Genomic DNA, 25,646 nt, shown 5'->3' on the forward strand with positions numbered 1-25,646 from the left:
CGTCATTGTGCGGACTCAAGGGTCGCGGCAAGGCGCTTGGCGCAAGACTCGGCCTGCTTTGCGTCGCGTGCCTCGACCATCACGCGCACCAGCGGCTCGGTGCCGCTCGCACGAATCAGCACGCGGCCGCCGTCGCCGAGCTCGGCCTCGATACGCTGCGTTTCACTGGCCAGCGCCTTGTTGCTCTTCCAGTCCTGCCCCGGTGTGAGGCGAACGTTGATGAGGGTCTGGGGAAACAGCGTGATGTCGGCCAACAGCTGTGCCACCGTCTTGCCGCTGCGCACGCAGGCTTGCAGCACCTGAAGCGCACTCACGATGCCGTCACCGGTGGTATGGCGGTCGAGCGCCAGCAGGTGGCCGGAGCCTTCTCCGCCGAGCAGCCAGCCGCGTTTATCGAGCTCTTCGAGCACGTACCGGTCGCCCACCTTGGCGCGCACGAACTCGATGCCCTGGTTGCGCAGTGCCATCTCGACAGCCTTGTTGGTCATGAGGGTGCCGACCACGCCGACCGGCTTTTCCCCGCGCGCAATGCGCTCGGCCACCATGAGGTAGAGCAATTCGTCGCCGTTGAAAAGACGTCCGCTCGCATCGACGAGCTGCAGGCGGTCGGCGTCGCCGTCGAGTGCAATGCCGTAGTCGGCTTTTTGTGACGTCACGGCCTCCACCAGAGCGGCCGGATGGGTTGCGCCAAAGCCCTTGTTGATGTTGAGCCCGTCCGGTGCGCAGCCGATGCTGGTGACCTCCGCCCCCAGCTCATGAAACACATTCGGTGCCACCTGGTAGGCCGCGCCGTGCGCCGCATCGATCACGAGCTTCATGTCGCGCAGCGTCAGGTCGTTGGCGAAGGTGCTCTTGCAGAACTCGATATAGCGACCGGGCGCGTCGTTCAGGCGGCGCGCCTTGCCGAGTTCGGCGGAGGTTGCCCACACGGGCGCCTCTTCGAGCGCGGCCTCCACCGCGAGCTCCCATTCATCGTCGAGCTTGCTGCCGTGGGCGTTGAAAAACTTGATGCCGTTGTCCGGATAGGCGTTGTGGCTTGCGCTGATCACCACGCCCAGGCTCGCGCGCTGCGCGCGCGTGAGGTAGGCCACGCCCGGCGTGGGCAGCGGGCCGAGCAGCACCACGTCGACGCCGGCGGAATTGAAGCCCGACTCCAGCGCGGATTCGAGCATGTAGCCCGAAATGCGCGTGTCCTTGCCGATCAGCACCGTGGGGCGCGACTGGCTCTTCTTGAGCACGCGGCCCACCGCATGCGCAAGGCGCAAGACGAAATCGGGTGTGATGGGCGACTGGCCAACCGTGCCGCGGATGCCGTCGGTGCCAAAGTATTTGCGGGTCATGGAGTTTGTGCTTGTTCTAGTTGTTGATCGTTTGAAGCTCTCGGGCCGGAATGCGGTTCTTCGGCCTTCATGGCTCGCCACACCGCGAGTGCGGCCACGGTGTCGCGCACGTCGTGCACCCGCACGATGGCCGCACCGCGGTCGACCGCGAGCATTGCCGCCGTCACGCTGGGCACCAGGCGTTCGGCCGCAGCCGGAATGCCGCTGACCGTGCCGACTGAAGATTTGCGAGACCAGCCCAAGAGCAGCGGATAGCCGGCGTCGAGAAGTTCACGCTGGCGTGCCAGCAAGGAAAAATTCTGCGCCACCGTCTTGCCGAAACCGATGCCGGGATCCAGGGTGATTCGCGACGGATCGACGTTCAGCAAACGAAGCTGCGCCACCTGCTCGGCCCAGAACGACAGCACCTGGGAGAGCACGTCGCCCTGCATGGGCGCGGTCTGCATGGTTTGCGGGTCCCGGTGCATGTGCATCAGGCAAACGCCGCACGAAGGATGCGCAGCCACGGCTTCTCTCGCACCGGGCTGCCGCAGGGCCCAGACGTCGTTGACGATGTCGGCGCCCAGATCGAGCACCGCGCGCATGACTTCGGGCTTGTAGGTGTCCACAGACAGCGGCACGCCCAGCTTGACCGCCTCGCGCACCACCGGCAGCACGCGCGCCAGTTCGGCATCGAGCGGCACGGCCGGGCTGCCGGGCCGGGTCGACTCGCCGCCGATATCGAGGATGTCGGCGCCCTCCTTCAGCAACTGCTCGCAATGCTGCAGCGCGGCCGAGGTGGAGGCATGCGCCCCTCCGTCTGAAAACGAATCGGGGGTGACGTTGACGATGCCCATCACGCGCGGTTGCGCAAGATCGATGGCGAATCGTGCGGTCTGCCAGGTCGACGAAGCTGCCGTCATGGGGCACCTTCGCTATGAAAAACGGGGCCAAGGGCCCCGTTGTTGTGTGAAGCCGGATGCACTTCAGGCAGCTGTCGGTGCCGGATCCGGATTGACAGCCGGCGTACCGCCGCTGCCGCCGCTGCCCGAGGGCGGAATGCGCGGGGTCCAGTCCTTTGGCGGACGCGGTGCGCGGCCGGCCATGATGTCGTCGAGCTGTTCGCTGTCGATGGTTTCCCACTCGAGCAGGGCCTTGGCCATGGCGTGCATCTTGTCGCTGTTTTCCTCGATGAGGCGGCGCGCCAGGGCGTACTGCTCGTCGATGATGCGGCGGACTTCGCCATCGACCTTTTCCATGGTCTGTTCGCTCATGTTCGTGGTCTTGGTGACCGAGCGGCCCAGGAACACTTCACCTTCGTTCTCGGCATAGACCATCGGGCCGAGCGCGTCGGTCATGCCGTAGCGGGTGACCATGTCGCGGGCAATGGACGTCGCGCGCTCGAAGTCGTTGCTAGCGCCGGTGGTCATCTGGTGCATGAACACTTCTTCGGCGATCCGGCCGCCGAAAAGCATGCTGATCTGGTTCAGCATGTATTCGCGGTCATAGCTGTAGCGATCTTGCGCCGGCAGGCTCATGGTCACGCCAAGGGCGCGGCCGCGCGGAATGATGGTGACCTTGTGGACCGGGTCGCACTTGGGCAGCAGCTTGCCGATGAGGGCGTGGCCGGCCTCGTGATAGGCCGTGTTGCGGCGCTCTTCTTCGGGCATGACCATGCTCTTGCGCTCGGGGCCCATGAAGATCTTGTCCTTGGCCTTCTCGAAGTCCTGCATTTCGACCACGCGCGCATTGCGGCGTGCAGCCATCAGGGCGGCTTCGTTGCAAAGGTTGGCCAGGTCGGCACCGGACATGCCGGGCGTGCCGCGCGCAATCACGCTCGGGTTCACGTCCTGGCCGAGCGGCACCTTGCGCATGTGCACGCCGAGGATCTGCTCGCGGCCGCGGATGTCGGGCAGCGTGACGTACACCTGGCGGTCGAAACGGCCGGGGCGCAGCAGTGCGGCGTCCAGGATGTCGGGGCGGTTGGTTGCAGCCACCACGATCACGCCGAGATTGGTTTCGAAACCGTCCATCTCGACCAGCATCTGGTTCAGGGTTTGTTCGCGCTCGTCGTTGCCGCCACCCAGGCCGGCACCACGCTGACGGCCCACCGCATCGATTTCGTCGATGAAGATGATGCAAGGGGCGTTCTTCTTGGCGTTTTCGAACATATCGCGCACGCGGGCCGCGCCCACGCCGACGAACATTTCAACGAAGTCGGAGCCCGAGATCGAGAAGAACGGCACCTTGGCTTCGCCGGCGATCGACTTGGCGAGCAAGGTCTTGCCGGTACCCGGAGGGCCGACCAGCAGCAGGCCGCGCGGAATGCGGCCGCCGAGCTTCTGGAAGCGTTGCGGGTCCTTGAGGAAGTCGACCACTTCACGGACTTCTTCCTTGGCCTCGTCGCAACCTGCGACGTCGGCAAAAGTGACCGTGTTGTTGTTCTCGTCCATCATGCGGGCCTTGCTCTTGCCGAAGCTGAACGCCCCGCCCTTGCCGCCGCCCTGCATCTGGCGCATGAAGTAGATCCAGACGCCGATCAGGAGCAGCATCGGGCCCCAGCTCACCAGGAGCGTCATGAGGAGCGAGCCCTCTTCGCGCGGCTTGACGTCGAACTTGACGTTGTGGTCGATCAGATCGCCCACCAGGCCGCGGTCGAGCACCGTGGCGGTCGTGCGGATCTTGCGATCGTCGTTGGTGACGGCGATGATTTCTCCGCCGCCTGCGCCTTCAGGAATGACGGCGCTCTTGATCTGATTGTTTCGGACCTGATCCAGGAATTCCGAATAACTCACCGTCCCCGAGCCGACGCCGCCGCGGGTGTCGAACTGCTTGAACACAGTGAACAACACCATGGCAATGACGAGCCATACGGCAACTTTGGAAAACCACTGATTGTTCAAACGAAGCTCCAGTCGAAAGCGCGTGACAAGATTGTGAAAAGAACGCGCTGTGGGTACGCAATTGCGCCCCATTTTAGGCTTTTCAAGCTACGAAAAGCCGGCATTTCCCTAATGCAGCCATAGCCTCGGAAGGGTTTGCGCCCCATTGACACCCTTTGGCGGCCCGTTCAAGAGGTTGTAGCGTCAAGGTATCAAAGCGTTTCCTGGGCCTTCAGACCCATGCCGACCAAAAAGGTTTCAGACGATTTGTCGCGCGAGGCCTTGGGTTTGAAGGGCTTCACGGTGCGAAAGTTCGCCTTGAACAGCTTCACCAGCTCGTCGTAGCCGCTTCCGTGGAAGAGCTTGGCGACCAGCGCCCCCTCAGGCTTCAGGTGGTGCTGCGCGAAGTCGATTGCAAGCTCGATCAGGTGCGCAACCCGGGCGGCATCGGCCGAATGAATGCCCGAGAGATTGGGTGCCATGTCCGACACCACCAGGTCGGCCTTGCGGCCCGCCAGCACTCCCAACACCTGCTCCAGCAGCTCCGCCTCTCGGAAATCGCCTTGCAGGAAGGTCACGCCCTCGATGGGCTCCATCGGCAGAATGTCCAGCGCAATGATGGTGCCGTTCAATTCCCCGGCCGCGGCGCCGTCCGGCGACATGCGCCGCCTCAGGTACTGGCTCCAGGCGCCGGGTGTGGAACCCAGGTCGACCACAAGCTGGCCCGGCTTGACCAGCCCCAGCGACTCGTCGATTTCCTTGAGCTTGTAGGCGGCACGTGCGCGGTACCCCTCCCGCGTGGCCAGCTTCACGTACGGATCGTTGATGTGGTCGTGCAGCCACGCCTTGTTGACTTTTTTGCTTTTTGCCTTGGTGCTCATGGGTGGCCTCCCGTGCTTCGCGCTGCGGTATTCGCTCGGAAGCGGCCCGGCGTTTCGAGAGGTTGCTTTCTACCCTCGATAATACGGGGATGCCCGCCATTCAACTTACCCCTGCCGAGCGCAAGGTGCACCGCGCCGAAGCTCACCACCTGGATCCGATCGTCATGGTCGGTGGAGACGGGCTGACCCCTGCCGTTAAAAAAGAGGCCGATGCGGCACTCAAGGCCCACGGCCTGATCAAGATCCGCGTCTTTTCCGATGACCGCCTGGCGCGCGACGCCATGCTGCAGGAACTGGCCGAAGAACTCGACGCAGCGCCCATCCAGCACATCGGCAAGCTGCTGGTGCTGTGGCGCCCCAAGCCCGAGAAGGAGCGCGTGGTCGACGAAGACCGCATGCCCGGCCCACGCGACATCAAGGTGCTGAAGTACAGCAAGCGCGGCGGCCAGCGCCCCGAAATCAAGACCCTGCGCGTGCTCGGCAACCAGCGGCTCACCCCTGGCGGCACCATCAAGCGCGCCAAGGCAAAGCGGCCGCTTTCGGCCAAGAAGCGTAACCAGGCAGACTGAACTTGGTGCCAGCGCAAGGCGCCCAGCGCCATATCCTCTGCATGAAGTGGGGCACGAAATACGGACCCGAATACGTCAACCGCCTCTATGCCATGGTGCGCCGCAATCTGAGCGGCGATTTCAAGTTCGTGTGCCTGACGGACGACGGCACCGGCATTCGACCCGAGGTGACGTGCCTGCCGATTCCCCCACTCAACCTGAAGCTGGCGCCCGGCCAGCGCGACGGCGCGTGGAAGAAGCTCACCACCTTCGAAAAGGACCTGCACGGCCTGCGCGGCACCGCCCTCTTCCTGGACGTGGACGTAGTGGTCGTCGGCAGCCTCGATGCATTCTTCGAGCACCCGGGCGAGTTCCTGATCATTCACGACTACGCGCGTCCCTGGCGGCGCCAGCGGATCACCGGGAACTCATCGGTCTACCGCTTCGAGCTGGGTGCCCACGCCGACGTGCTGGCGTACTTTCGCGAGAACATGGACAAGGTCCAGGCCGAGTACCGCAACGAGCAGACCTACCTGTCCGCCATGATGCACAAGCAGGGCAAGCTGGGCTATTGGCCCACCGCCTGGTGCCCGAGCTTCAAGTACCACGGCATTCCCATGTGGCCGGCCAACTACTGGGAAGAGCCTTTCGTGCCCGAAGGCGCTCGCATCATGGTGTTCCACGGCGAATGCAACCCGCCAGATGCGCTCGCCGGCCGGCGCAACCGGGCTTTCCGGTACATCCGGCGGGCGAACTGGATCGCGAAGTTCTGGAAGGAATGAGCTGAACGGATGCGGACCGGGACGGCAGCAGTCCCGTCGCCGATCCTCAGCTTGCCGCGGGAACCTTGGCAGCGCCCATGCGCCACAGCAGCGCACCCGCGCACAGCCACTGAACCAGGTACATGCCGCTTCCCACGGCGTGCCAGAGCTTGAGGTTGTCGCGCGCAAGAATGCGGGGCGCCACCGCATATTGCTGGAGCAGCGCCAGCAGCAAAGCACCCAGTATGAGGAAGATGGCCGTCATCGAGGCGTTGTCGATACGGTCGTCCATCTTCGTCCTGAAATGAACCAGCAGCAGCAGGCCACAGCCGATGGCGATCCAGCTCTGCGCTTCGAACAGCTGCCCTGCAAAATTGCCCGCCACGGCGGGATTGCCGAGCCGCGCGAAAAGCATCGGCACGACCAGAAAACCGATCGTCGTGAGGCTGCCCCACCAGAAGGCGGCCAGCAACAGCGCGAGACGGTCTTTCATCGGGCGCAAATCAGATGTAGCGAACCGCCACGATCTCGTAGCGCTTCAGGCCGCCGGGGGCCTGCACTTCAGCGACGTCGCCCTCTTCCTTGCCGATGAGTGCACGCGCGATCGGGCTGGAGATATTGATGAGTCCGAGCTTCAGGTCGGCTTCGTCCTCGCCGACGATCTGGTACTTGACTGCTTCGCCGGTTTCTTCTTCCTCGAGTTCCACCGTGGAACCGAATACCACCTTGCCGCCGGCGTCCAGTTCGGCCGGATCGATGATCTGCGCGGCCGACAGCTTGCCTTCGACTTCCTGGATGCGGCCTTCGATGAAGCCCTGGCGGTCCTTGGCGACTTCGTACTCGGCGTTCTCGCTCAGGTCGCCCTGTGCGCGGGCTTCGGAGATCGCATTGATGACCCAGGGGCGGTCCACGGTCTTGAGCTGATGCAGCTCGGCGCGCAGCTTCTCGGCACCGCGCTTGGTAATTGGGATGGTGGCCATGTTTGGTTCTCCATAAAGCGAAACCGCCGAACGCTGCCGTTCGGCGGTCGATTGGGGGAAAGGATCAGACGAGTGTGCGTCCGGTCAGCCGGCTCAGGATGGCGAGCGGGCTCGAATCCGGATTGTATTGCTTCGACGCAGCCAGATGAAGGGTCTGCTCGAGCATGTACTGGCCCGCCATGACGGCGTGCGAGGTCTGGTCGGAAAAACACACCCACACCGAGCCCGGCGGAAATTCCGCCTTCTCCTGAGGCGAATTTTCCTGGTAGGCCATGTCTGACTTCATGCCGTCGTGCAGTTGCAGCATCAGGTGGTCGTACTCGCTGCGGAACGACTTGGTCACATGCAGCGCCTGCAGCAGCTTCGCCTGCCAGCGCACATAAGGCTTGGCACGCGGCAAGAAGCGCTTGGCAATGTCTTCGAACGGCTCGCCCACGCGCCACACGCGCGGTGCACCTTCGGGGTTCACGTTGGTGAACACGCGAAGGATGCGCTCGCCGTAGTTGGGCCGCGAAGGAAACGCATCGACGTGCAACCGGCGGTCGTCGGCGCGCCAGGACTGCACGCGCGTCTCGACCTGTGCCGGCCGGTAGCTGGTCGGCGCTAGCCGCAGCGCCGGCGTGTAGTGCGGCAGCAGGCCGTGGATGAGTTGCTGCGCCTGCGCGCGAAACCGTCCCACCATTGCCGTTGCCTTGCGCTGCACGTCCTCGTCGCCGACGGCGCCCTTGAGCTTGCCGTGGGCGTCGAGGCTGATGTTGCGCACATCCGGCGACAACAGGCTCGGCGTGAGCAGAGCGCGCTCTTCAGGCAGCAGTTCGAAGCCCAGGCGCGGAAAGTACAGCACCTTGCCCGCTTCCAGTGCGGCGATCCATCCCTCGTTGGGCTTGGCCGCGTTCCAGTCCGCGAGGTCGAGTTCGACGAGCTGCGTTTCCATGGCCACGCTCAGGCGGCTGCCAGCTGCGCGTGCATCTCCTGCACCGAGATCACACCGAGTTCGTCCATGAAGCCCATGCCTTCGACCGCGGCTTCGGCACCAAAAATGGTGGTGAAGGTGGTCACGCGCGCGAGCAGCGCCGAGGTGCGGATCTGGCGCGAATCGTTGATCGCGTTGCGGCGCTCTTCCACCGTGTTGATGACCAGCGCGATCTCGTTGTTCTTGATCATGTCCACGATGTGCGGGCGGCCTTCGGTCACCTTGTTCACCGTCGCGCATTCGATGCCTGCGGCGCCGATGGCGGCGGCCGTGCCCTTGGTGGCGATGATCTCGAAGCCCAGCTTGACCAGGCCGCGCGCCACTTCCACCGCACGTGCCTTGTCGTTGTTCTTCACCGAGATGAAGACCTTGCCCGACTTCGGCAGGTGCGTGCCCGCGCCCAGCTGCGACTTCACGAACGCTTCGCCGAAGGTCTTGCCTACGCCCATCACTTCGCCGGTCGACTTCATCTCGGGGCCGAGGATGGTGTCGACGCCCGGGAACTTGACGAACGGGAACACGGCTTCCTTCACGCTGAAGTAAGGCGGCGTCACTTCCTTGGTCACGCCCTGCGACTTGAGCGACTGGCCGGCCATGCAGCGTGCCGCCACCTTGGCGAGCTGGATGCCCGTGGCCTTGCTCACGTAAGGCACGGTGCGCGAAGCACGCGGGTTCACTTCGAGCACGTAGATGACGTCCTTGCCGTCCTTCTGCTGGATGGCGAACTGCACGTTCATCAGGCCCACCACGTTGAGCGCGGCGGCCATGGCGGCGCTCTGGCGCTTGAGCTCTGCAATGGTTTCGGCGCTCAGGCTGTAGGGCGGCAGCGAGCAGGCGGAGTCGCCCGAGTGCACGCCGGCTTGCTCGATGTGCTCCATCACGCCGCCGATCAGGGTCTGGCCCTCGGCATCGCGCAGGCAATCGACGTCGCATTCGACGGCATCGTTCAGGAAGCGGTCGAGCAGCACCGGCGAGTCGTTGCTCACCTTGACCGCTTCGCGCATGTAGCGCTCGAGGTCGCGTTGCTCGTGCACGATTTCCATCGCGCGGCCGCCAAGCACGTAGCTCGGGCGCACCACCAGCGGGTAGCCCAGTGCCGCTGCCTTTTCGAGCGCTTCGGGCTCGGTGCGCGCGGTGGCGTTCGGCGGTTGCAGCAGCTTGAGTTCGTGCAGCAGCTTCTGGAAGCGCTCGCGGTCTTCGGCCGCATCGATCATGTCGGGCGAGGTGCCGATGATCGGCACGCCGTTGGCTTCGAGGTCGAGTGCGAGCTTGAGCGGCGTCTGGCCGCCGTACTGCACGATCACGCCGAGCGGCTTTTCCTTGTCGACGATCTCCAGCACGTCTTCGAGCGTGAGCGGCTCGAAGTACAGGCGGTCGGACGTGTCGTAGTCGGTCGACACGGTCTCGGGGTTGCAGTTGACCATGATGGTCTCGTAGCCGTCCTCGCGCATGGCGAGCGCGGCGTGCACGCAGCAGTAGTCGAACTCGATACCCTGGCCGATGCGGTTGGGACCGCCGCCGAGCACCATGATCTTCTTCTTGTCGGTCGGGTCGGCTTCGCACTCGTCTTCATAGGTCGAGTACATGTAGGCCGTGTTGGTTGCGAACTCGGCCGCGCAGGTGTCCACGCGCTTGTAGACCGGGCGCACGCCCAGGGCGCGGCGCTTCTCGCGAATGGCCGTGTCGGTGGTCTTGAGCTGCTTGGCCAGGCGCCGGTCGGAGAAGCCCTTTTTCTTGAGCGCGAGCAGCGTGTCCTTGTCGATGTCGGCCAGCGACTTGGTTTCGAGTTCGAGTTCGATCTTCACGATCTCCTCGATCTGCACCAGGAACCAGGGGTCGATCTTGGTCAGCGCAAACACCTCATCGACGCTCAGGCCCATGGCGAAGGCATCGCCCACGTACCAGATGCGCTCGGGACCGGGCTCGCCCAGTTCCTTCTCGAGTACTTCGCGGTCCTGCGTCTTCTCGTTGAGCCCATCGACACCCACTTCGAGGCCGCGCAGTGCCTTTTGGAACGATTCCTGGAAGGTGCGGCCCATGGCCATCACCTCGCCCACGGACTTCATCTGCGTGGTCAGGCGCGAATCGGCCTGCGGGAATTTCTCGAACGCGAAACGCGGGATCTTGGTGACCACGTAGTCGATCGACGGTTCGAACGAAGCCGGCGTGGCGCCGCCCGTGATTTCATTGCGCAGTTCGTCGAGCGTGTAGCCCACGGCCAGCTTGGCCGCGACCTTGGCAATCGGGAAACCCGTGGCCTTGGAAGCCAGCGCCGACGAACGCGAGACGCGCGGGTTCATCTCGATGACGACCATGCGGCCGTCCCTCGGGTTGATGGAGAACTGAACGTTCGAGCCGCCGGTGTCCACGCCGATCTCGCGCAGCACGGCCAGCGAGGCGTTGCGCAGGATCTGGTATTCCTTGTCGGAGAGCGTCTGTGCCGGTGCCACGGTGATCGAGTCGCCGGTGTGCACGCCCATGGGGTCGAGGTTTTCGATCGAGCAGACAATGATGCAGTTGTCGGCCTTGTCGCGCACGACTTCCATCTCGTACTCTTTCCAGCCGAGCAGCGACTCTTCGATCAGGAGCTCGTTGGTCGGCGAGGCTTCGATGCCGCGCTTGCAGATGGTCTCGAATTCTTCCGGGTTGTAGGCAATGCCACCGCCGGTGCCGCCGAGCGTGAAGCTCGGGCGGATCACGGTCGGGAAGCCGACCGACTTCTGCACCGCCCAAGCCTCTTCCATCGAATGGGCGATGCCGGAGCGCGCCGAACCAAGGCCGATCTTGGTCATCGCATCCTTGAACTTCAGGCGATCTTCGGCCTTGTCGATGGCCTCAGGCGTGGCACCAATGAGTTCGACCGGCTTGTTGGTGGCTGCGCCGGTGTACTTGTCGAGCACGCCGTTGCGCCAGAGGTCGAGCGCGCAATTCAGCGCGGTCTGGCCGCCCATGGTCGGCAGGATGGCGTCGGGGCGCTCCTTGGCGATGATCTTCTCGACCGTCTGCCAGGTGATCGGCTCGATGTAGGTGACGTCGGCCGTGGCCGGGTCGGTCATGATCGTCGCGGGGTTGCTGTTGATCAGGATGACCTTGTAGCCCTCTTCGCGCAAAGCCTTGCAAGCCTGCACGCCGGAGTAGTCGAACTCGCAGGCCTGGCCGATGATGATCGGGCCGGCGCCGATGATGAGAATGGATTTGAGGTCTGAGCGCTTGGGCATCTTATTTATCCTTGGTGAAACCGATGCCGCGGCCGCTGTAGGCGCCCGGCTTCGGTTCATCCATCAGTTGATGGATCGCGTTGAATACATCGCGAAAGTTCTGGTCGTATCGCTGTTCCAGCGCGTTCAGCTTGCGTTTGAGATCGGCGTGCTCCGACAGCATGCTGCGCAGCTTGACGAAGGTCCGCATGATCTCGATGTTGACGGCCACGGCGCGTTCGCTGCGTAGCACGCTCGACAACATGGCCACGCCCTGTTCGGTGAACGCCACGCTGCGGTAGCGCGCGCCGCCGGAACCCGGCTTCTCGGGTTTTGAGATCACAAGTTGTGATCTCAAATTCTCGAGGTCGTGGTTCTCCAGGGTGAAGGCAAAGTCCGCGGGAAAACGATCGAGGTTGCGGCGCATGGCCTGCAACAACACCCGGGTCTCGACGCCGTAGAGCGCGGCAAGGTCCTGCGCCAGCATGACCTTGAGGCCGCGCAGCACATAGATCTTGCCCTCGGCATCGCGCAAGGCGGCGATGACCGAGACGTCGAGCACCGCGGGTGCATCAGCCACGTGCCTGCTCCATGAGTTCGGTGAAGCGGTCGAACAGGTAGCCGATGTCGTGCGGGCCGGGCGAGGCTTCCGGGTGGCCCTGGAAGCAGAACGCCGGCTTGTCGGTGCGCGCAAGGCCCTGCAGCGTGTTGTCGAACAGGCTGATGTGGGTGGCGCGCAGATTGGCCGGCAGCGACTTCTCGTCGACCGCGAAACCGTGGTTCTGGCTCGTGATGCTCACGCGGCCGTTGTCCAGGTCTTTCACCGGATGGTTCGCGCCGTGGTGGCCGAACTTCATCTTGAAGGTCTTCGCACCCGAGGCCAGCGCCATGATCTGGTGCCCCAGGCAGATGCCGAAGGTGGGAATGCCGGTTTCGATGAGCTCCTTGACTGCGCTGATGGCGTAGTCGCAGGGTTCCGGGTCGCCCGGGCCGTTGGCCAGGAAGATGCCGTCGGGCTTGAGCTTGAGCACATCGGCGGCAGGCGTTTGCGCCGGCACCACGGTAATGCGGGCGCCCCGCTGCGCGATCATGCGCAGGATGTTCTTCTTGACGCCGTAGTCGAACGCCACCACGTGGAACTTGGGCGTGATCTGCACGCCGTAGCCGGGCTTGCCGTTCAGGTTGACAAGCTTCCACTCGGTTTCGGTCCACTCGTAGGTTTGCTTCACCGACACGACCTTGGCCAGATCGAGCCCGGCCATGTTGGGCGCGCCCTTGGCGGCGGCAATGGCCTTGTCGATCAGCGCCTGCGTCACGGCCTCGCCCGCGGCCAGGCCCAGGATGCAGCCGTTCTGCGCGCCATGGGTGCGCAGGTGGCGGGTGAGCTTGCGGGTGTCGATGTTCGCAATGGCCACCGTCTTGCCGGCCACGAGGTATTCGGTCAGCGTGGCGGTCTTGCGGAAATTGGATGCGACGAGCGGCAGGTCTTTGATGATCAGGCCAGCGGCATGGATCTTGTCGGCTTCGATGTCCTCCCCGTTGACGCCGTAGTTGCCGATGTGCGGATACGTGAGCGTCACGATCTGCTGGCAATAACTCGGGTCGGTGAGGATTTCCTGGTAACCGGTCATCGAGGTGTTGAACACCACTTCACCGGTCGTGGAGCCGGCGGCTCCGATCGAATTGCCTTGAAAGACCGTGCCGTCTGCGAGCGCCAGAATGGCGGGCGGGAAACTTCCCTTTAGAGACAAAAGCACTGGGTTCTCCGGATGGTTACGGTCGCCCGGAGCCCCAGGCGCGTTGCCTGCGGACTGCTGCTTAAGGGGAAGATGGCGTTGTAGGCGGCCGGGCGACGCTATTGCGAGTAAGCCCCCGATTGTAGCCCGGCGGCGTCACCCTCTTGCCTCGAAAGTCCGGAAAACATACGGGGCCGACGCCTTTATGGCGTCTGAAAATCAGGATTTCGCCCGAACAAGGCGGGCCGCGCCGCTCGCGTGCAGGCAGATGGCCGCCGCGGCGGCCACGTTCAGCGATTCCTCGCCGCCCGGCTGGGCAATGCGGATGTGATGCGTTGCGCGCGCCTCCAGTGCCGCTGAAACGCCCTGCCCCTCATGCCCCATGAGCCACGCGCAGGGATGCGGCAGCCTGGCCTCGTGCAGCCATTCGCCCCGATGCGAGCTGGTGGCCACCAGTGGCACCTTCAGTTCGTCGAGCGCATCGGCCTCCACGCCTTCGATCAGCCGCAGGCCAAAATGCGCGCCCATGCCGGCCCGCAGCACCTTGGGCGCCCACAGCGCAGCGGTGCCCTTGAGCGCAATCACCTGCCTGAACCCGAAAGCCGCCGCGCTGCGCAGGATGGAACCGGCATTGCCGGCGTCCTGCAGGCGGTCGAGCACGACGCTGGGCGCGTCGGGCAGCAGCGCCGGCCGCTCGGGCAGGTCGAGCACGAAACCCATGGGCGCAGGCGACTCCAATCCACTGGCGCCGCGCAAGAGATCATCATCGATCACTACGGTTTTGATAGCGATACTCGCCCATTCGGAGGGACACTGCGGCCAGAACGATTCTGAAAATACGGCGATGGCGGGTTTGATGCCCCTGGCGAGCGCCGCGCGGCAAAGGTGGTCGCCCTCCAGCCACACGCGGCCGAGCTTCCGATAGGCGCCCGGGTCCTGTGCAAGCTTGCGCAAGTCCTTGAGCAGCGGGTTGTCGCGCGAGCTGATGTGGCTCGCGCCCGATGGAGTGGTCATGCGTCGGGCATCTCAGGGGACCGTACGCAGGTCAAGATGCACGGTCTCCACCGTTGATGCGGCCACCGCGACCGGCATGGAGGCGTCGGCGGGCACCGCAACTTCGCCGGCCGCACGCGCCAGGGCCGCAGCCACCGGGCTGAACGAGCGGCGGTGATGCACGCAGGCGCCGTGGCGCAGCAGCGCCTCCAGATGCTCCGGCGTGCCATAGCCCTTGTGGCCGGCAAAGCCGTAGTGGGGAAATTCGACGTGCAGTTGCTCGCACAGGCGGTCGCGGTGGACCTTGGCGAGGATGGACGCAGCGGAAATCGCCTTGATTCGCGCGTCGCCCTTCACGATGGCCTCGGCCAGCACATCGAGCGTGGGAAGGCGGTTGCCGTCGACCAGCACTTTCGCGGGTTTGAGGCGCAGGCCCTCCACCGCACGGCGCATCGCGAGCATCGTGGCCTGCAGGATGTTGTGGGTGTCGATCTCGTCGACGCTGGCCTGGGCCACCGAGCAACACAGCGCCTTGGCAAGGATCTGGTCATGCAGGCGCTCGCGCTGCAAGGCGGTGAGCGTCTTGGAATCGGCCAGGCCGCGAATCGGGCGCTGGTCGTCCAGGATGACTGCCGCAGCGACCACCGGGCCGGCCAGCGGACCGCGGCCCGCTTCGTCGACGCCCGCAACGAGGCCCGGTGCATCCCACACCAGCGCCGCCTGCTCAGCCTTCAAGAACTTTCTGGATCGCATCGGCGCAAAGTGTCGGCGTATCGCGCTGCAGTTGCACGTGCAGCTCTGAAAATTTTTGTTGCAGCGCTCGGGTTTTTTCGGGCGCGTCGAGCCACTCCAGCGTGGCGTGGGCCAGCGCCTCGGGTGTGGCGGCCTCCTGCAGCAGCTCCGGCACCACGAACTCACGCGCCAGGATGTTGGGCAAACCGACCCAGGGCTGGAGCTGCTTGCGCTGCATCAGGCGCCACGAGAGCGCGTTCATGTTGTACGCAATGACCATCGGCCGCTTGAAGAGCGCTGCCTCGAGCGTGGCGGTGCCGCTGGCAATCAGCGTCACATCGCAGGCAGCCAGCGCGGCATGCGACTGGCCGTCGAGCAACTTCACCCGGCCTGCGGCGCCGCTGGCCTGCAGCAAGGCCTCGACCTCCACGCGCAGCCCCGGCAGGATGGGGGCGACAAACTGCAATGCCGGCCTTGCCTTGAGCATTTGCGCCGCGGCGGCGAAGAAGCGCGCGGCCAGATAGCGCACTTCCGAACGGCGGCTGCCGGGCAGCAAGGCGACGACCTCCGCATCCGGCGCCAGGCCCAACGCTGCGCGGGCGGCGCCACGATCGGGCGCCATGGGAATCACATTGGCCAGCGGATGGCCGACGTAGCTGCCCTGCACCCCGTTTTCCGCCAGCAACGCCGGCTCGAACGGAAAGATGCACAGCACATGGTCGGCCGCCGCGCGGATCTTTTCAATGCGATCTGCGCGCCAGGCCCAGATCGAAGGACAGACGAAGTGCACCGTCTTCATGCCGCGACTGCGCAACCCGGCCTCAAGATCGAGGTTGAAATCGGGGGCATCCACGCCAATGAAGAGTTCGGGCCATTCGCGCAGCAGCCGTGCCTTGAGCTGCCGGCGGATCCCGGCGATTTCGGCATAGTGGCGCAGCACCTCGATATAGCCGCGCACAGCGAGCTTTTCTTGCGGCCACCAGCTCTGGAAGCCGTGCGCGAGCATTCGGGGGCCGCCGATGCCGGCGGTCTGGAGCGATGGCCAGCGCGCCTGCAGGCCGTCGAGGAGCAGGCCCGCCAGCAGGTCGCCGGAAGCCTCTCCCGCGACCAGCGCGAACCGTCGCTGTTCGTCCTTGCCCATGCGACTGCTACTTCAACGCGCGATGCCGCGCGTCGAGTTGGAGAGAAAGCGTTCCATCAGCGCCACGTCCTCGGCCGCTTCAGGAGTTTCAGCCGCCAAGGCGTTGATGCCGGCACGCGCTTCTTCGAGCGTCTTGCCCTGCCGGTACAGCAGTCGATGCATCTGCTTCACCGCGGCCAGCCGGGCTGCCGAGAAATCGCGGCGGCGAAGGCCCACCACATTGAAGCCACGCACCGCAAGCGGATTGCCGTCGACCAGCATGAAGGGGGGCACGTCCTGCGACACGGCGCTGGCAAAGCCGACCATGGCGTGGGCGCCGACCGAAACGAACTGGTGGATGCCCGTCAGCCCCCCGATCGTGACCCAATCGGCCAGATGCACGTGGCCGGCCAGCGTGGTGTTGTTGGCCAGCGTGGTGTGGTCGTCGACACGGCAGTCGTGCGCGATGTGCGTGTACGCCATGATCCAGTTATCGTTGCCCACGCGCGTGATACCCCCCGCCCCAGGCACGCCGAGGTTGAAGGTGCAGAACTCGCGAATGACGTTGCGGTCGCCGATGACCAGCTCGGTCGGCTCGCCGGCGTATTTCTTGTCCTGAGGCACGGCGCCGAGGGAGGAAAACTGAAAGATCCGGTTGTCGCGGCCGATGGTGGTGCGGCCCTCGACCACGCAATGCGCGCCGATGGTCGTGCCGGCGCCAACCCGCACGTGGGGGCCGATGATGGTGTAAGGCCCGACCGAAACCGAGGCGTCGAGTTCTGCCTTCGGATCGACGAGCGCTGTCGGATGAACCTGCGTCATGCCTTGTTGTAACCGCCGCTAGATCAGTTGATCTGGCGCATGGCGCACATGAGCGTGGCCTCGCAGGCGAGCTCGGCGCCCACCAGGGCACGACCCTTGAATTTGGAGATGCCGGCCTTCATGCGCTCGATTTCGACTTCGAGCGTGAGCTGGTCGCCAGGCTCCACGGGGCGCTTGAATCGCGCGCCATCGATGGCGGCAAAGTAGTAGACCGTGTTGTCGTCCGGCACGATGTCCAGCGAGTGGAACGACAGCAGCGCCGCCGCCTGCGCCATGGCTTCGAGCATCAGCACGCCCGGCATGACCGGACGGTGAGGAAAGTGGCCGTTGAAGAACGGCTCGTTCATCGTCACGTTCTTGAGCGCCGTGATGCGCTTGCCCTTTTCCATGTCCAGCACGCGATCCACCAGCAGGAACGGGTAACGGTGGGGCAGCAGCTTGAGGATTTGATGGATATCGAGCGTCGTCGTCATGATTTTCTGTTCCTGCATCGTCTTCATTTTTTCTGGGGGGCCTTCTCCAGCGCCTTCAGTCGTTCGCGCAGGCTGTGCAACTGCTTGAGCGTTGCAGCATTTTTTTCCCAGCTCGCATTGTCGTCGATGGGGAACATGCCGGTGTACTGGCCGGCCTTGTGGATCGAGCGTGTGACCACCGTGGCCGCCGAAACGTGCACGCCATCTGCAACGGTCAGGTGGCCCAGCACGATGGCACCGCCACCAAAGGTGCAGTGCGCGCCAATGGTGGCACTGCCCGCCACGCCGACGCAGCCCGCCATGGCGGTGTGCTTGCCCACGCGCACGTTGTGGCCGATCTGGATGAGGTTGTCGAGCTTGACGCCGTCTTCGATGACGGTGTCGTCCAGGGCGCCGCGGTCGATGCAGGTGTTGGCACCAATCTCGACATCGTTGCCGATGCGCACCGCACCCAGCTGCTCGATCTTGACCCACTCTCCCTTGTGCGGCGCCAGGCCGAAGCCGTCGGCACCGATCACCACGCCGGGATGCAGCAGGCAGCGGTCGCCGACCACGCAGTCTTCGCTGACGGTCACGCGCGACTTCAGGACCGTGCCGGCTCCGATGTGCGCGCCCCGCTCCACCACGCACAAGGCACCGATGCGCGCCGTGGCGTCCACATGGGCTTCCGGGTGGATGACGGCGGAGGGATGAATGCGGTTGGACTCAGGACGCGCATGGTGCGCCTTCCAGAGTTGCGTGAGCCGCGCAAAGTAGAGATACGGATCCGCCGCGACGATGTACGCTCCGCGCGCCGCTGCCGCCTCGCGCATGGCCGGCGAAACGATTACGCAGGCGGCCTTGGATGCCGCCAGTTCCTGCTGGTATTTGGGATGGCTCAGGAAACTGAGCGCATCGGGCTGGGCGTTCTGCAGCGGCGCGAGCCGCTCGATAGAGAGCGCAGCGTCCCCGTGGAGCTCGCCCCCCAGGGCGTCAACAATGGCTCCGAGCTGCAATGCCACGCCGTTTTTGCGGCGTTATTTGCCGCCCGCAGGCGCGGAAGAAGTGGTCGAGGCGTTCAGCGCCTTGATCACCTTGTCCGTGATGTCGTGCTTCGGATTGATGTAGATCGCTTCCTGCAGGATGGCGTCGTACTTTTCAGCCTCTGCCACCTGCTTCACCACGCGGTTGGCACGCTCGTAGACCTGCTGGAGCTCTTCGTTCTTGCGCGCATTGAGGTCTTCCTGGAACTCGCGGCGGCGGCGCTGGAAATCACGGTCCTGGTCGACCAGCGCGCGCTGGCGCGCCGTGCGCTGGCTTTCCGACAAGGTAGGCGCCTCGCGCTCAAACCTTTCGGAGGCCGACTTCAACGCCTCGCCCTGCGTCGTGAGGTCCTTCTCGCGCTTGAGGAACTCCGACTCGAGCTTGGCTTGCGCAGCCTTGGCCGGCTGGGCTTCGCGCAGCACGCGATCCGGATTCACGAATCCGATGCGAAAAGTCTCCTGCGCCTGGGCAGCAGGCGCGGCAACCAGCGCGAAAACGGGGATCAACAACGCGCCAGCTGCGGCGCGGATCAAATGCGTCATTTAGAAAGAAGTTCCGATCTGGAATTGCAAGCGCTGAATTCTATCCTTCGGGATCGTAACGAAGCCGGTCGCCGGATCCACCACTTCCTTCTGGGATTTGATGGGGAAGGCGTAGGCCAGGCGCAGCGGGCCGAGCGGCGAAATCCAGCTGACGCCGAGGCCGACGGAGGCACGCAGCTTCTTCTGGGCCTTGTACTGGGCGTCGGTCAGGCCTTCGGCACGCGAGCCGAACACATTGCCGACGTCGAAGAAGCCGTACAGACGCAAGGTGCGGTCGTTGCCGGCGCCGGGGAACGGCGTGCTGAGCTCGGCATTGAAGATCGCCTTCTTGGTACCACCCAGGGCGGCGCCTTCGGTCTGGCCGAGCAGCGGCGCATCGCGCGGACCCAGCGAGTTCTGCTCGAAGCCGCGGATCGAACCCAGGCCACCGGCATAGAAGTTCTTGAAGATCGGGAAGGTCTTGCCGCCGAACGCCTTGCCGTAACCGACCTCGCCGTTGATCGCGAAGGTGTACTGCTTGCTGATGGGGAAGAACTGCTGGTACTGGTAGCTCGTCTTGAGGTACTTCATGTCCCCGCCGACACCCAGCTCGACGTTGGCGCGCTGAAGGCGCCCGCTGGTGGGAACCAGCGCGCTGTCGCGGTTGTCCCGGCCCCAGCCAATGGTCAGCGGCACGCCCCACACGCTGTCCTGGTCGCATCGCGAGACGAACAGGCCGCTGGCGTCGGTCTTGCACTGGAAGTAGTCGCGGTACGACTTGGGCGTGAGGAAGGCGAACGAACTCTGCGCGTCGAATGCGTAGCGCTCCAGGCCGACACCGAAGAAGACGGTGTCGACCTCGCTGAACGGCACGCCAAAGCGGATGGACGCGCCCTGGTTGACCAACTGGTAGTCACCGTCGACCGAATAGTTGTATGGGCGCGTGGTCGTGTGATAGACGCTCACCGTGCGCGAGATGCCGTCCTGCGTGAAGTACGGGTCGGTCGTGGTCAGCGAAAGCGTGCGGTTGTACTTGCTGGTGTTGACCTGCAAGCCCAGGAAGTTGCCCGAACCGAACACGTTCTCCTGCGAGATACCGAAGGTGAGAGCCACCTTCTCCGCGCTAGAGTAGCCGGCGCCGAGTTGCAGGCTGCCGGTGGGCTTTTCCGCCACGTTCACGACCAGGTCGACCTGGTCGGGCGACCCCGGAATTTCCTGGGTTTCCACGTTCACTTCGGTGAAGAAGCCGAGGCGGTCCACGCGGTCGCGCGAGATCTTGATCTTGTCGCCGTCGTACCACGAAGCCTCGAACTGGCGGAACTCGCGCCGGATCACTTCGTCGCGCGTCTTGGCGTTGCCGCCCACGGCCACACGGCGCACATAGACGCGGCGCGACGGTTCGGCTTGCAGCGTCAGCGTCACGCGGTTGTTGACGCGATCGATTTCAGGACGGGCCTGCACGCGCGCAAACGCATAGCCGAAAGTGCCGAAATAATCGGTGAAGGCCTTGGTGGTTTCGGTAACCTGCTCGCCGTTGTACGGCTCGCCTGGCTTGATGGTCACGAGCGACTTGAACTCTTCGTCGCGGCCGAGATAGTTGCCGTCGAGCTTGACGCCGGCCACCACGAACTTTTCGCCTTCGGTGATGTTCACCGTCACCGTCAGGTCCTGCCGGTCGGGCGAGATGGCCACCTGGGTCGAATCGATTCGGAATTCGAGGTAGCCGCGGGTGATGTAGTACGAGCGAAGCGTTTCCAGGTCGGCGTTCAGCTTGGAGCGCGAGTATTGGTTCGACTTGGTGTACCAGCTCATGAAGCCACCGCTGTCCTGGTCGAACAGGCTCAGCAGCGTCGATTCGCTGAAGGCCTTGTTGCCGACCACGCGCACTTCGCGGATGCGGGCTGAGTCGCCTTCGGTCACGGTGAACGTGAGGTTGACGCGGTTGCGCTCGATGGGCGTGACCGTGGTCACGACCTGCGCGTTGTAGAGGCTGCGGCTCACGTACTGGCGCTTGAGCTCCTGCTCGGCACGGTCGGCCAGTGCCTTGTCGTAGGGCCGGCCGTCGGTCAGGCCGACTTCGCGCAGCGCCTTCTGGAGCGCGGCCTTGTCGAATTCCTTGGTTCCGACGAAATCGACATCGGCGATGGTGGGCCGCTCTTCGACGATCACCACCAGCACGTTTCCATTGACGTCGATGCGCACGTCCTTGAACAAACCCAGGTCGAACAGCGCGCGGATGGCGGCCGATCCGCGTTCGTCGCTGTAGGTATCGCCCACACGCAGCGGCAGCGACGCGAAGATCGTGCCGGGCTCCACGCGTTGCAAGCCTTCGACGCGAATGTCGCGCACCGTGAAAGGCTCGACGGCCCAAGCTGCCGTGGCCGCCAGGGCGCTGGCCACTACCGCGGCAACGCTACGCAGGCGAAAGCGACTGAAGTTTGTGTTCATCTGTGAATTGGGCCGGCGCGGAAAGGGCCGGCAGAAAGTTAACCAAAGAGCCGCGTGACGTCGTTGAAGAGTGCGACCGACATCATGACCAGCAGCAAGGCGACACCGCCGCGCTGAAGCCGTTCCATCCAAGCGTCAGAGACGCTCTTGCCGGTCAGGCCCTCCCAAAGATAATACATCAGGTGCCCCCCATCGAGGACCGGCAGCGGCATGAGATTGAGCACGCCCAGGCTCACGCTGATCAGCGCAAGGAACACCAGGTACTGGGTCAGCCCGAGGCTTGCGGACTTGCCCGCATAGTCGGCGATGGTGAGCGGCCCGCTCAAGTTCTTGAGCGAAGCTTCGCCGATCACCATCTTGCCCATCATGCGAACGGTGAGCGCCGAGACCTCCCAGGTGCGCACGATGCCGCGCCAGACACCATCGACAGGCCCCTGCCGGACCGTGACCATTTCGGGCGGCGCTCCCACGTAGGCGCCGATCCGGCCGACCTTCACGCCCGCGTCGTCACGCAGCTCCGGCTTGACTTCGAGTTCGACAACTTGGCCGCCGCGCTGCACCTGCCAGGTTTGCGCGCGCGGCTGGTCGCCATCGATCGAAGTGCGGATCAACTCCCGCAATTGCTGCCCGTCGACGATGGGCGCGTTGCCAATGGCACGGACCAGATCGCCATTGCGCAGGCCAGCGCGCTCTGCGGCGCTACCCGCCATGACCTCGCCAATCTCGGGCCGCGTAAGAGGAGCGAGCACGCCGATCTTGCGGAACATCTGCGGATCGGCGTCCTTGGCTTGCATGCGGCTCAGGGGCAGCACGATCTGGCGTTCGGGCCGACCGCCCTCGCCTGCGATTTCGAGTGTCAGGTCCCGGCCGTCGAGAGCACCGCGCGTCATGCGCCAGCGAAGGTCCTCGAACGACTGCACCGGCTCCAGGTCGCCGTCGAAACCGGCGCGCGTGACATGCTCGCCGCCGCGCAGGCCCGCGGCTTCGGCCAGGGAAGCCGCCACGGGGCGAGCCAGCTTGGCGACGGGTTCATCCACGCCGATCCAGTTGACGGCCGTGTAAAGCGCTACCGCGAGCAGCAGGTTGGCAATGGGCCCGGCGGCGACGATGGCCGCGCGCGAGCGCAGCGGCTGAGTGTTGAACGCGCGGTGCCGTTCTTCGGGTGCCACCGGCCCCTCGCGCTCGTCGAGCATCTTGACGTAGCCGCCGAGGGGGAATGCGCCAATGACGAATTCGGTCGACTGGCCAGCGCGCTGATGCTTGGGCTGCCAGCGGTAGAGCGTCTTGCCGAAACCCACCGAGAACCGCAGCACCTTGACGCCGCAAGCGACGGCGACGCGGTAGTGGCCGTATTCGTGCACGGCAATCAGCACGCCGATGGCAACTACAAAGGCTATGACAGTGAGCATCCGAGTCCTCGGTTGTCCGGCGTATCAGGCCGCAAAGCGCAGCGCCGCGGCATTGGCGGCCGCGCGGGCACTGGCATCGAGCGCCAGCAGGTCCGCCAGCGATGCGGGCTTGGAGGGAGAAATGGCTTCCAAAGTTTCCATGTTGACTGCATGAATGCGATCGAAGCGAAGCCGCCGGTCAAGAAATGCTTCGACTGCGACTTCGTTGGCAGCGTTGAGCACTGCCGTGGTCCCGGGTGCCGCGCGAAGTGCGTGCCACGCCAGGCCCAGCCCCGGAAACAGCGCCGCATCGGGCGCATCGAAGCTCAGCGCCGCCATCTGGCGGAAGTCCAGGCGCCCCGCCCCGCTTTCGATGCGCTCGGGCCAGGCTAGGCCGACGGCGATGGGCACGCGCATGTCGGGCGTGCCGAGTTGCGCGATGACCGACGCATCGGTGAACTGGACCATCGAATGCACCACGCTCTGCGGATGGATGACCACTTCGATCTGCTCGGGCAGCACGCCGAAGAGGTGTCGCGCCTCGATGACCTCGAGCGCCTTGTTCATCATGGTGGCGGAATCGACCGAAATCTTGCGGCCCATGACCCAATTCGGATGCGCGCAGGCCTGCTCAGGCGTTACCGTGCCCAGGGTGCCGGGCGCGCGCGTGCGGAACGGGCCGCCCGAAGCGGTCAGGATGATCTTGTCGATGCGCCGCGACCAGGTGGACGGATCTTCAGGCAGCGACTGGAAGATGGCCGAGTGCTCGCTGTCGATCGGCAGCAGCGTGGCGCCGCCTTCTTGCACGGTGCGCATGAAAAGCTCGCCGCCGACCACCAGCGCTTCCTTGTTGGCCAGCAGAAGCCGCTTGCCGGCACGCGCCGCGGCCAGGCACGGGCCCAGGCCCGCAGCGCCCACAATGGCCGCCATGACGGCATCGACTTCTTCGTGCGATGCTATTTTTTCTATAGCACCAGCGCCATCCAATACTTTCGTCGGGAGATTGTTCTGCTCGAGCTTTTCCGCCAGCAGCGCCGCATGCGGCGCACTGGCCATGACTGCGTAGCGGGGTGAGAACCGCGCGCATTGCGCCAGCAGTTCGTCGACCTTGGTGGAGGCGGACAGCGCAAAAACCTCGAAGCGCTCGGGATGCCGCGAAATGACATCCAGCGTACTGACCCCGACCGAGCCGGTCGAGCCCAGCACCGTGATGCGTTGTTTGGGTGTGTTCACAAGGAAGCCAGCATCATTGCGATGGGAAGCGCCGGCAAGAGGGCATCCACGCGGTCGAGCACGCCGCCGTGGCCCGGTAGCAGGCGGCTGCTGTCCTTGGCGCCCGCGCTGCGCTTGATCAGCGATTCGACCAGGTCGCCGACAACGCTCATCGCGGCAAGAAACACCACGCCCACGAGCAGCAGCCACCAGCCGCGCTCATGCAGACGGGTGTAGAGGCTTGCCACGGTTGCACCAGCCGCCCTGTCGGCCCAGACCCACGCAAAAGCCAGCACCACCACGCCTGCCATGCCGCCCCATACGCCTTCCCAGCTCTTGCCGGGGCTGATAGTGGGAGCGAGCTTGCCGCGGGTGAACTTGAGGCCGAAGGCGCGGCCCGCGAAATAGGCAAAAACGTCGGCCACCCAGACCAGCACAAGAATGGAAAGCAGAAAGTTGATGCCGACCATGCGCGCCTGCACGGCCGCGAGCCAAGCCACCCAGAGCGCCAGCAACCCGCCGACCAGCCGCAGGCCGCGCGGAATGCGGGGCCAGCCCGGCACGGCCACGCGCAGCAGCGCGGCGCCACCAAGCACCCAGGCGGCGCTGGCCAGCAGCCACATGAGCATCAGTGGCCGCTCGAGCAACCCGAGCCACCACGACAACGCACAAAGCGCCACCGTCTCCAGGCCAAGGAACACCGACAGTTGCTGCCCGTACCCATTGAGTCGGCCCCACTCCCAGGCTCCGGCACCGATCAGCACCAGCATGACGCAGGCAAATGGAACGTGCGACGGATAGAAAAGCGCCGGCAGCAAGATCGCCAGCAGGACGATGGCCGTGAGAATGCGTTGTTTGAGCATGCGGCGGTATTTCGGGCCGTTGAAGGCCGTCAGGCCAACTGGCGATCTGAGGTGGAATCGCTGCCAGCCGTGACCTGCGCGGAAGTCTTGCCGAAACGGCGCTCGCGAACCTGGAATGCGGCAATTCCCGCATCCAGTTCGGCTTCGTCGAACTCCGGCCACAGCTTGTCGCTGAAGAAAAGCTCCGCATAGGCGCTTTGCCACAGCAGGAAGTTCGACAGGCGCTGCTCGCCGCCAGTGCGAATGAGCAGGTCGGGGTCGGGCACATGAGCCAGGGCCATCGCGCGATCGAGATTGGCTTCGGTGAGCGGCTCGCCCTGCTCGGCCAGCTTGGCGGCTGCCCGTGCAATGTCCCATCGGCCGCCATAGTTGAAGCAGACGTTGAGTATGAGCTTGGTGTTCTGCGCCGTGGCCTCTTCGGCATCGACCAGGCCTTGCACCATCTTTTTGGAGAGCCCGGCCCGCTCGCCGACGAAGTGCAGCCGCACGCCGTCGCGGCTCAGCTTGGGCACTTCGCGTGCGAGCGCACCGACCATGATTTCCATCAGCCCCGAAACCTCTTCGGGTGGCCGGTTCCAGTTTTCGGACGAAAACGCGAACACCGTGAGAATGCCCACGCCGCGATCGACGCAGGCCCTGACGCAGCGGCGCAGCGATTCGACGCCCTGCTTGTGACCCGCCACGCGAGGCAGGAATCGCCGCGTGGCCCAGCGTCCGTTGCCATCCATGACGATGGCAACGTGGTGGGGAATCTGCAGCGAAGACGAGGCCATG

24 protein-coding genes are annotated in these 25,646 nt (G+C 64.6%); 2 read left to right on the forward strand and 22 right to left on the reverse strand.

The window, feature by feature from the left end:
- Window positions 1–2: 2 nt before the first annotated feature.
- From glmM to GOQ09_RS14855, 4 genes are all read right to left on the reverse strand, one after another.
- Window positions 3–1,340: a phosphoglucosamine mutase gene (gene glmM / locus GOQ09_RS14840; protein WP_157614143.1), complete on the reverse strand. Its 1,338-nt coding sequence runs from the start codon at window positions 1,338–1,340 to the stop codon at window positions 3–5.
- On the reverse strand, window positions 1,337–2,242 hold the full coding sequence (folP, locus tag GOQ09_RS14845; protein WP_157614145.1) for a dihydropteroate synthase: 906 nt from the start codon (window positions 2,240–2,242) through the stop codon (window positions 1,337–1,339). The genes glmM and folP overlap by 4 nt, the downstream gene beginning before the upstream one ends.
- A 63-nt stretch (window positions 2,243–2,305) precedes the next feature.
- Window positions 2,306–4,222 carry an ATP-dependent zinc metalloprotease FtsH gene (gene ftsH, locus GOQ09_RS14850; RefSeq protein WP_157614147.1) on the reverse strand — a complete coding sequence of 639 codons (1,917 nt, stop codon included), beginning with the start codon at window positions 4,220–4,222 and terminating at the stop codon, window positions 2,306–2,308.
- Window positions 4,223–4,413: 191 nt separating this feature from the next.
- Window positions 4,414–5,082, reverse strand: a complete 669-nt coding sequence (locus GOQ09_RS14855) for an RlmE family RNA methyltransferase (protein WP_157614149.1) — start codon at window positions 5,080–5,082, stop codon at window positions 4,414–4,416.
- 89 nt (window positions 5,083–5,171) lie between these two features.
- Here GOQ09_RS14855 and GOQ09_RS14860 point away from each other — a divergent pair, with 89 nt between their 5' ends.
- Together GOQ09_RS14860 and GOQ09_RS14865 are read left to right on the forward strand one after the other, a co-directional pair.
- Complete coding sequence (locus tag GOQ09_RS14860) at window positions 5,172–5,651, forward strand: YhbY family RNA-binding protein (RefSeq protein ID WP_157614151.1); 480 nt, start codon at window positions 5,172–5,174, stop codon at window positions 5,649–5,651.
- Between the two features lie 41 nt (window positions 5,652–5,692).
- Window positions 5,693–6,412: a glycosyltransferase gene (locus tag GOQ09_RS14865; RefSeq protein WP_165442089.1), complete on the forward strand. Its 720-nt coding sequence runs from the start codon at window positions 5,693–5,695 to the stop codon at window positions 6,410–6,412.
- 46 nt (window positions 6,413–6,458) lie between these two features.
- Here the strand turns inward: GOQ09_RS14865 and GOQ09_RS14870 are convergent, their stop codons facing one another.
- From GOQ09_RS14870 to uppS, 18 genes are all read right to left on the reverse strand, one after another.
- Window positions 6,459–6,884, reverse strand: a complete 426-nt coding sequence (locus tag GOQ09_RS14870; protein ID WP_157614155.1) for a DUF4149 domain-containing protein — start codon at window positions 6,882–6,884, stop codon at window positions 6,459–6,461.
- 10 nt (window positions 6,885–6,894) lie between these two features.
- On the reverse strand, window positions 6,895–7,371 hold the full coding sequence (gene greA, locus GOQ09_RS14875; protein ID WP_126749827.1) for a transcription elongation factor GreA: 477 nt from the start codon (window positions 7,369–7,371) through the stop codon (window positions 6,895–6,897).
- A 64-nt stretch (window positions 7,372–7,435) separates the two neighbouring features.
- Window positions 7,436–8,305: a Kdo hydroxylase family protein gene (locus tag GOQ09_RS14880; RefSeq protein ID WP_157614157.1), complete on the reverse strand. Its 870-nt coding sequence runs from the start codon at window positions 8,303–8,305 to the stop codon at window positions 7,436–7,438.
- Between the two features lie 8 nt (window positions 8,306–8,313).
- Window positions 8,314–11,562: a carbamoyl-phosphate synthase large subunit gene (gene carB, locus GOQ09_RS14885; RefSeq protein WP_157614159.1), complete on the reverse strand. Its 3,249-nt coding sequence runs from the start codon at window positions 11,560–11,562 to the stop codon at window positions 8,314–8,316.
- Between the two features lies 1 nt (window position 11,563).
- Window positions 11,564–12,121, reverse strand: a complete 558-nt coding sequence (locus GOQ09_RS14890) for an ORF6N domain-containing protein (RefSeq protein WP_157614160.1) — start codon at window positions 12,119–12,121, stop codon at window positions 11,564–11,566.
- A complete protein-coding gene (gene carA / locus GOQ09_RS14895) occupies window positions 12,114–13,298 on the reverse strand; it encodes a glutamine-hydrolyzing carbamoyl-phosphate synthase small subunit (protein WP_157614162.1) in 1,185 nt (394 codons plus the stop codon). Before carA ends, GOQ09_RS14890 begins: the two co-directional genes overlap by 8 nt.
- A 198-nt stretch (window positions 13,299–13,496) precedes the next feature.
- A complete protein-coding gene (locus GOQ09_RS14900; RefSeq protein ID WP_157614164.1) occupies window positions 13,497–14,291 on the reverse strand; it encodes a TrmH family RNA methyltransferase in 795 nt (264 codons plus the stop codon).
- A gap of 12 nt (window positions 14,292–14,303) precedes the next feature.
- On the reverse strand, window positions 14,304–15,023 hold the full coding sequence (gene rnhB / locus GOQ09_RS14905) for a ribonuclease HII (RefSeq protein ID WP_157614166.1): 720 nt from the start codon (window positions 15,021–15,023) through the stop codon (window positions 14,304–14,306).
- Window positions 14,995–16,143: a lipid-A-disaccharide synthase gene (gene lpxB, locus GOQ09_RS14910; RefSeq protein WP_157614168.1), complete on the reverse strand. Its 1,149-nt coding sequence runs from the start codon at window positions 16,141–16,143 to the stop codon at window positions 14,995–14,997. The genes rnhB and lpxB overlap by 29 nt, the downstream gene beginning before the upstream one ends.
- A gap of 12 nt (window positions 16,144–16,155) precedes the next feature.
- Window positions 16,156–16,944: an acyl-ACP--UDP-N-acetylglucosamine O-acyltransferase gene (lpxA, locus tag GOQ09_RS14915; RefSeq protein WP_157614170.1), complete on the reverse strand. Its 789-nt coding sequence runs from the start codon at window positions 16,942–16,944 to the stop codon at window positions 16,156–16,158.
- A gap of 23 nt (window positions 16,945–16,967) precedes the next feature.
- Window positions 16,968–17,417, reverse strand: a complete 450-nt coding sequence (gene fabZ, locus GOQ09_RS14920) for a 3-hydroxyacyl-ACP dehydratase FabZ (RefSeq protein ID WP_157614172.1) — start codon at window positions 17,415–17,417, stop codon at window positions 16,968–16,970.
- 23 nt (window positions 17,418–17,440) lie between these two features.
- Complete coding sequence (gene lpxD / locus GOQ09_RS14925; protein ID WP_157614174.1) at window positions 17,441–18,418, reverse strand: UDP-3-O-(3-hydroxymyristoyl)glucosamine N-acyltransferase; 978 nt, start codon at window positions 18,416–18,418, stop codon at window positions 17,441–17,443.
- A gap of 15 nt (window positions 18,419–18,433) precedes the next feature.
- Complete coding sequence (locus tag GOQ09_RS14930; protein ID WP_126749816.1) at window positions 18,434–18,982, reverse strand: OmpH family outer membrane protein; 549 nt, start codon at window positions 18,980–18,982, stop codon at window positions 18,434–18,436.
- Window positions 18,983–21,409 (reverse strand): outer membrane protein assembly factor BamA, encoded by a 2,427-nt coding sequence (gene bamA / locus GOQ09_RS14935; protein WP_157614176.1) that lies wholly within the window; start codon window positions 21,407–21,409, stop codon window positions 18,983–18,985.
- A gap of 38 nt (window positions 21,410–21,447) precedes the next feature.
- On the reverse strand, window positions 21,448–22,818 hold the full coding sequence (gene rseP, locus GOQ09_RS14940; protein ID WP_157614178.1) for an RIP metalloprotease RseP: 1,371 nt from the start codon (window positions 22,816–22,818) through the stop codon (window positions 21,448–21,450).
- Between the two features lie 24 nt (window positions 22,819–22,842).
- Entirely contained in the window at window positions 22,843–24,030 is a 1,188-nt protein-coding gene (gene ispC / locus GOQ09_RS14945; protein ID WP_157614180.1) for a 1-deoxy-D-xylulose-5-phosphate reductoisomerase, read from the reverse strand.
- Window positions 24,027–24,872, reverse strand: a complete 846-nt coding sequence (locus tag GOQ09_RS14950; RefSeq protein WP_157614182.1) for a phosphatidate cytidylyltransferase — start codon at window positions 24,870–24,872, stop codon at window positions 24,027–24,029. The genes ispC and GOQ09_RS14950 overlap by 4 nt, the downstream gene beginning before the upstream one ends.
- 29 nt (window positions 24,873–24,901) lie before the next feature.
- Window positions 24,902–25,645: a polyprenyl diphosphate synthase gene (uppS, locus tag GOQ09_RS14955; RefSeq protein ID WP_157614184.1), complete on the reverse strand. Its 744-nt coding sequence runs from the start codon at window positions 25,643–25,645 to the stop codon at window positions 24,902–24,904.
- Window position 25,646: the final 1 nt, after the last annotated feature.

Origin of the sequence: Variovorax paradoxus, assembly GCF_009755665.1 — a bacterium.
GTDB classification, from domain to species: domain Bacteria; phylum Pseudomonadota; class Gammaproteobacteria; order Burkholderiales; family Burkholderiaceae_C; genus Variovorax; species Variovorax paradoxus_G.

Excerpts from the sequence above, each read along its gene's own strand:
- glmM (WP_157614143.1), bottom strand. The coding sequence starts at position 1,340 with ATGACCCGCAAATACTTTGGCACCGACGGCATCCGCGGCACGGTTGGC.
- folP (WP_157614145.1), bottom strand. The coding sequence starts at position 2,242 with ATGACGGCAGCTTCGTCGACCTGGCAGACCGCACGATTCGCCATCGAT.
- GOQ09_RS14855 (WP_157614149.1), bottom strand. The coding sequence starts at position 5,082 with ATGAGCACCAAGGCAAAAAGCAAAAAAGTCAACAAGGCGTGGCTGCAC.
- GOQ09_RS14860 (WP_157614151.1), top strand. The coding sequence starts at position 5,172 with ATGCCCGCCATTCAACTTACCCCTGCCGAGCGCAAGGTGCACCGCGCC.
- GOQ09_RS14865 (WP_165442089.1), top strand. The coding sequence starts at position 5,693 with ATGAAGTGGGGCACGAAATACGGACCCGAATACGTCAACCGCCTCTAT.
- GOQ09_RS14870 (WP_157614155.1), bottom strand. The coding sequence starts at position 6,884 with ATGAAAGACCGTCTCGCGCTGTTGCTGGCCGCCTTCTGGTGGGGCAGC.
- greA (WP_126749827.1), bottom strand. The coding sequence starts at position 7,371 with ATGGCCACCATCCCAATTACCAAGCGCGGTGCCGAGAAGCTGCGCGCC.
- GOQ09_RS14880 (WP_157614157.1), bottom strand. The coding sequence starts at position 8,305 with ATGGAAACGCAGCTCGTCGAACTCGACCTCGCGGACTGGAACGCGGCC.
- carB (WP_157614159.1), bottom strand. The coding sequence starts at position 11,562 with ATGCCCAAGCGCTCAGACCTCAAATCCATTCTCATCATCGGCGCCGGC.
- GOQ09_RS14900 (WP_157614164.1), bottom strand. The coding sequence starts at position 14,291 with ATGACCACTCCATCGGGCGCGAGCCACATCAGCTCGCGCGACAACCCG.
- rnhB (WP_157614166.1), bottom strand. The coding sequence starts at position 15,023 with ATGCGATCCAGAAAGTTCTTGAAGGCTGAGCAGGCGGCGCTGGTGTGG.
- lpxB (WP_157614168.1), bottom strand. The coding sequence starts at position 16,143 with ATGGGCAAGGACGAACAGCGACGGTTCGCGCTGGTCGCGGGAGAGGCT.
- lpxA (WP_157614170.1), bottom strand. The coding sequence starts at position 16,944 with ATGACGCAGGTTCATCCGACAGCGCTCGTCGATCCGAAGGCAGAACTC.
- fabZ (WP_157614172.1), bottom strand. The coding sequence starts at position 17,417 with ATGACGACGACGCTCGATATCCATCAAATCCTCAAGCTGCTGCCCCAC.
- GOQ09_RS14930 (WP_126749816.1), bottom strand. The coding sequence starts at position 18,982 with ATGACGCATTTGATCCGCGCCGCAGCTGGCGCGTTGTTGATCCCCGTT.
- bamA (WP_157614176.1), bottom strand. The coding sequence starts at position 21,409 with ATGAACACAAACTTCAGTCGCTTTCGCCTGCGTAGCGTTGCCGCGGTA.
- rseP (WP_157614178.1), bottom strand. The coding sequence starts at position 22,818 with ATGCTCACTGTCATAGCCTTTGTAGTTGCCATCGGCGTGCTGATTGCC.
- GOQ09_RS14950 (WP_157614182.1), bottom strand. The coding sequence starts at position 24,872 with ATGCTCAAACAACGCATTCTCACGGCCATCGTCCTGCTGGCGATCTTG.
- uppS (WP_157614184.1), bottom strand. The coding sequence starts at position 25,645 with ATGGCCTCGTCTTCGCTGCAGATTCCCCACCACGTTGCCATCGTCATG.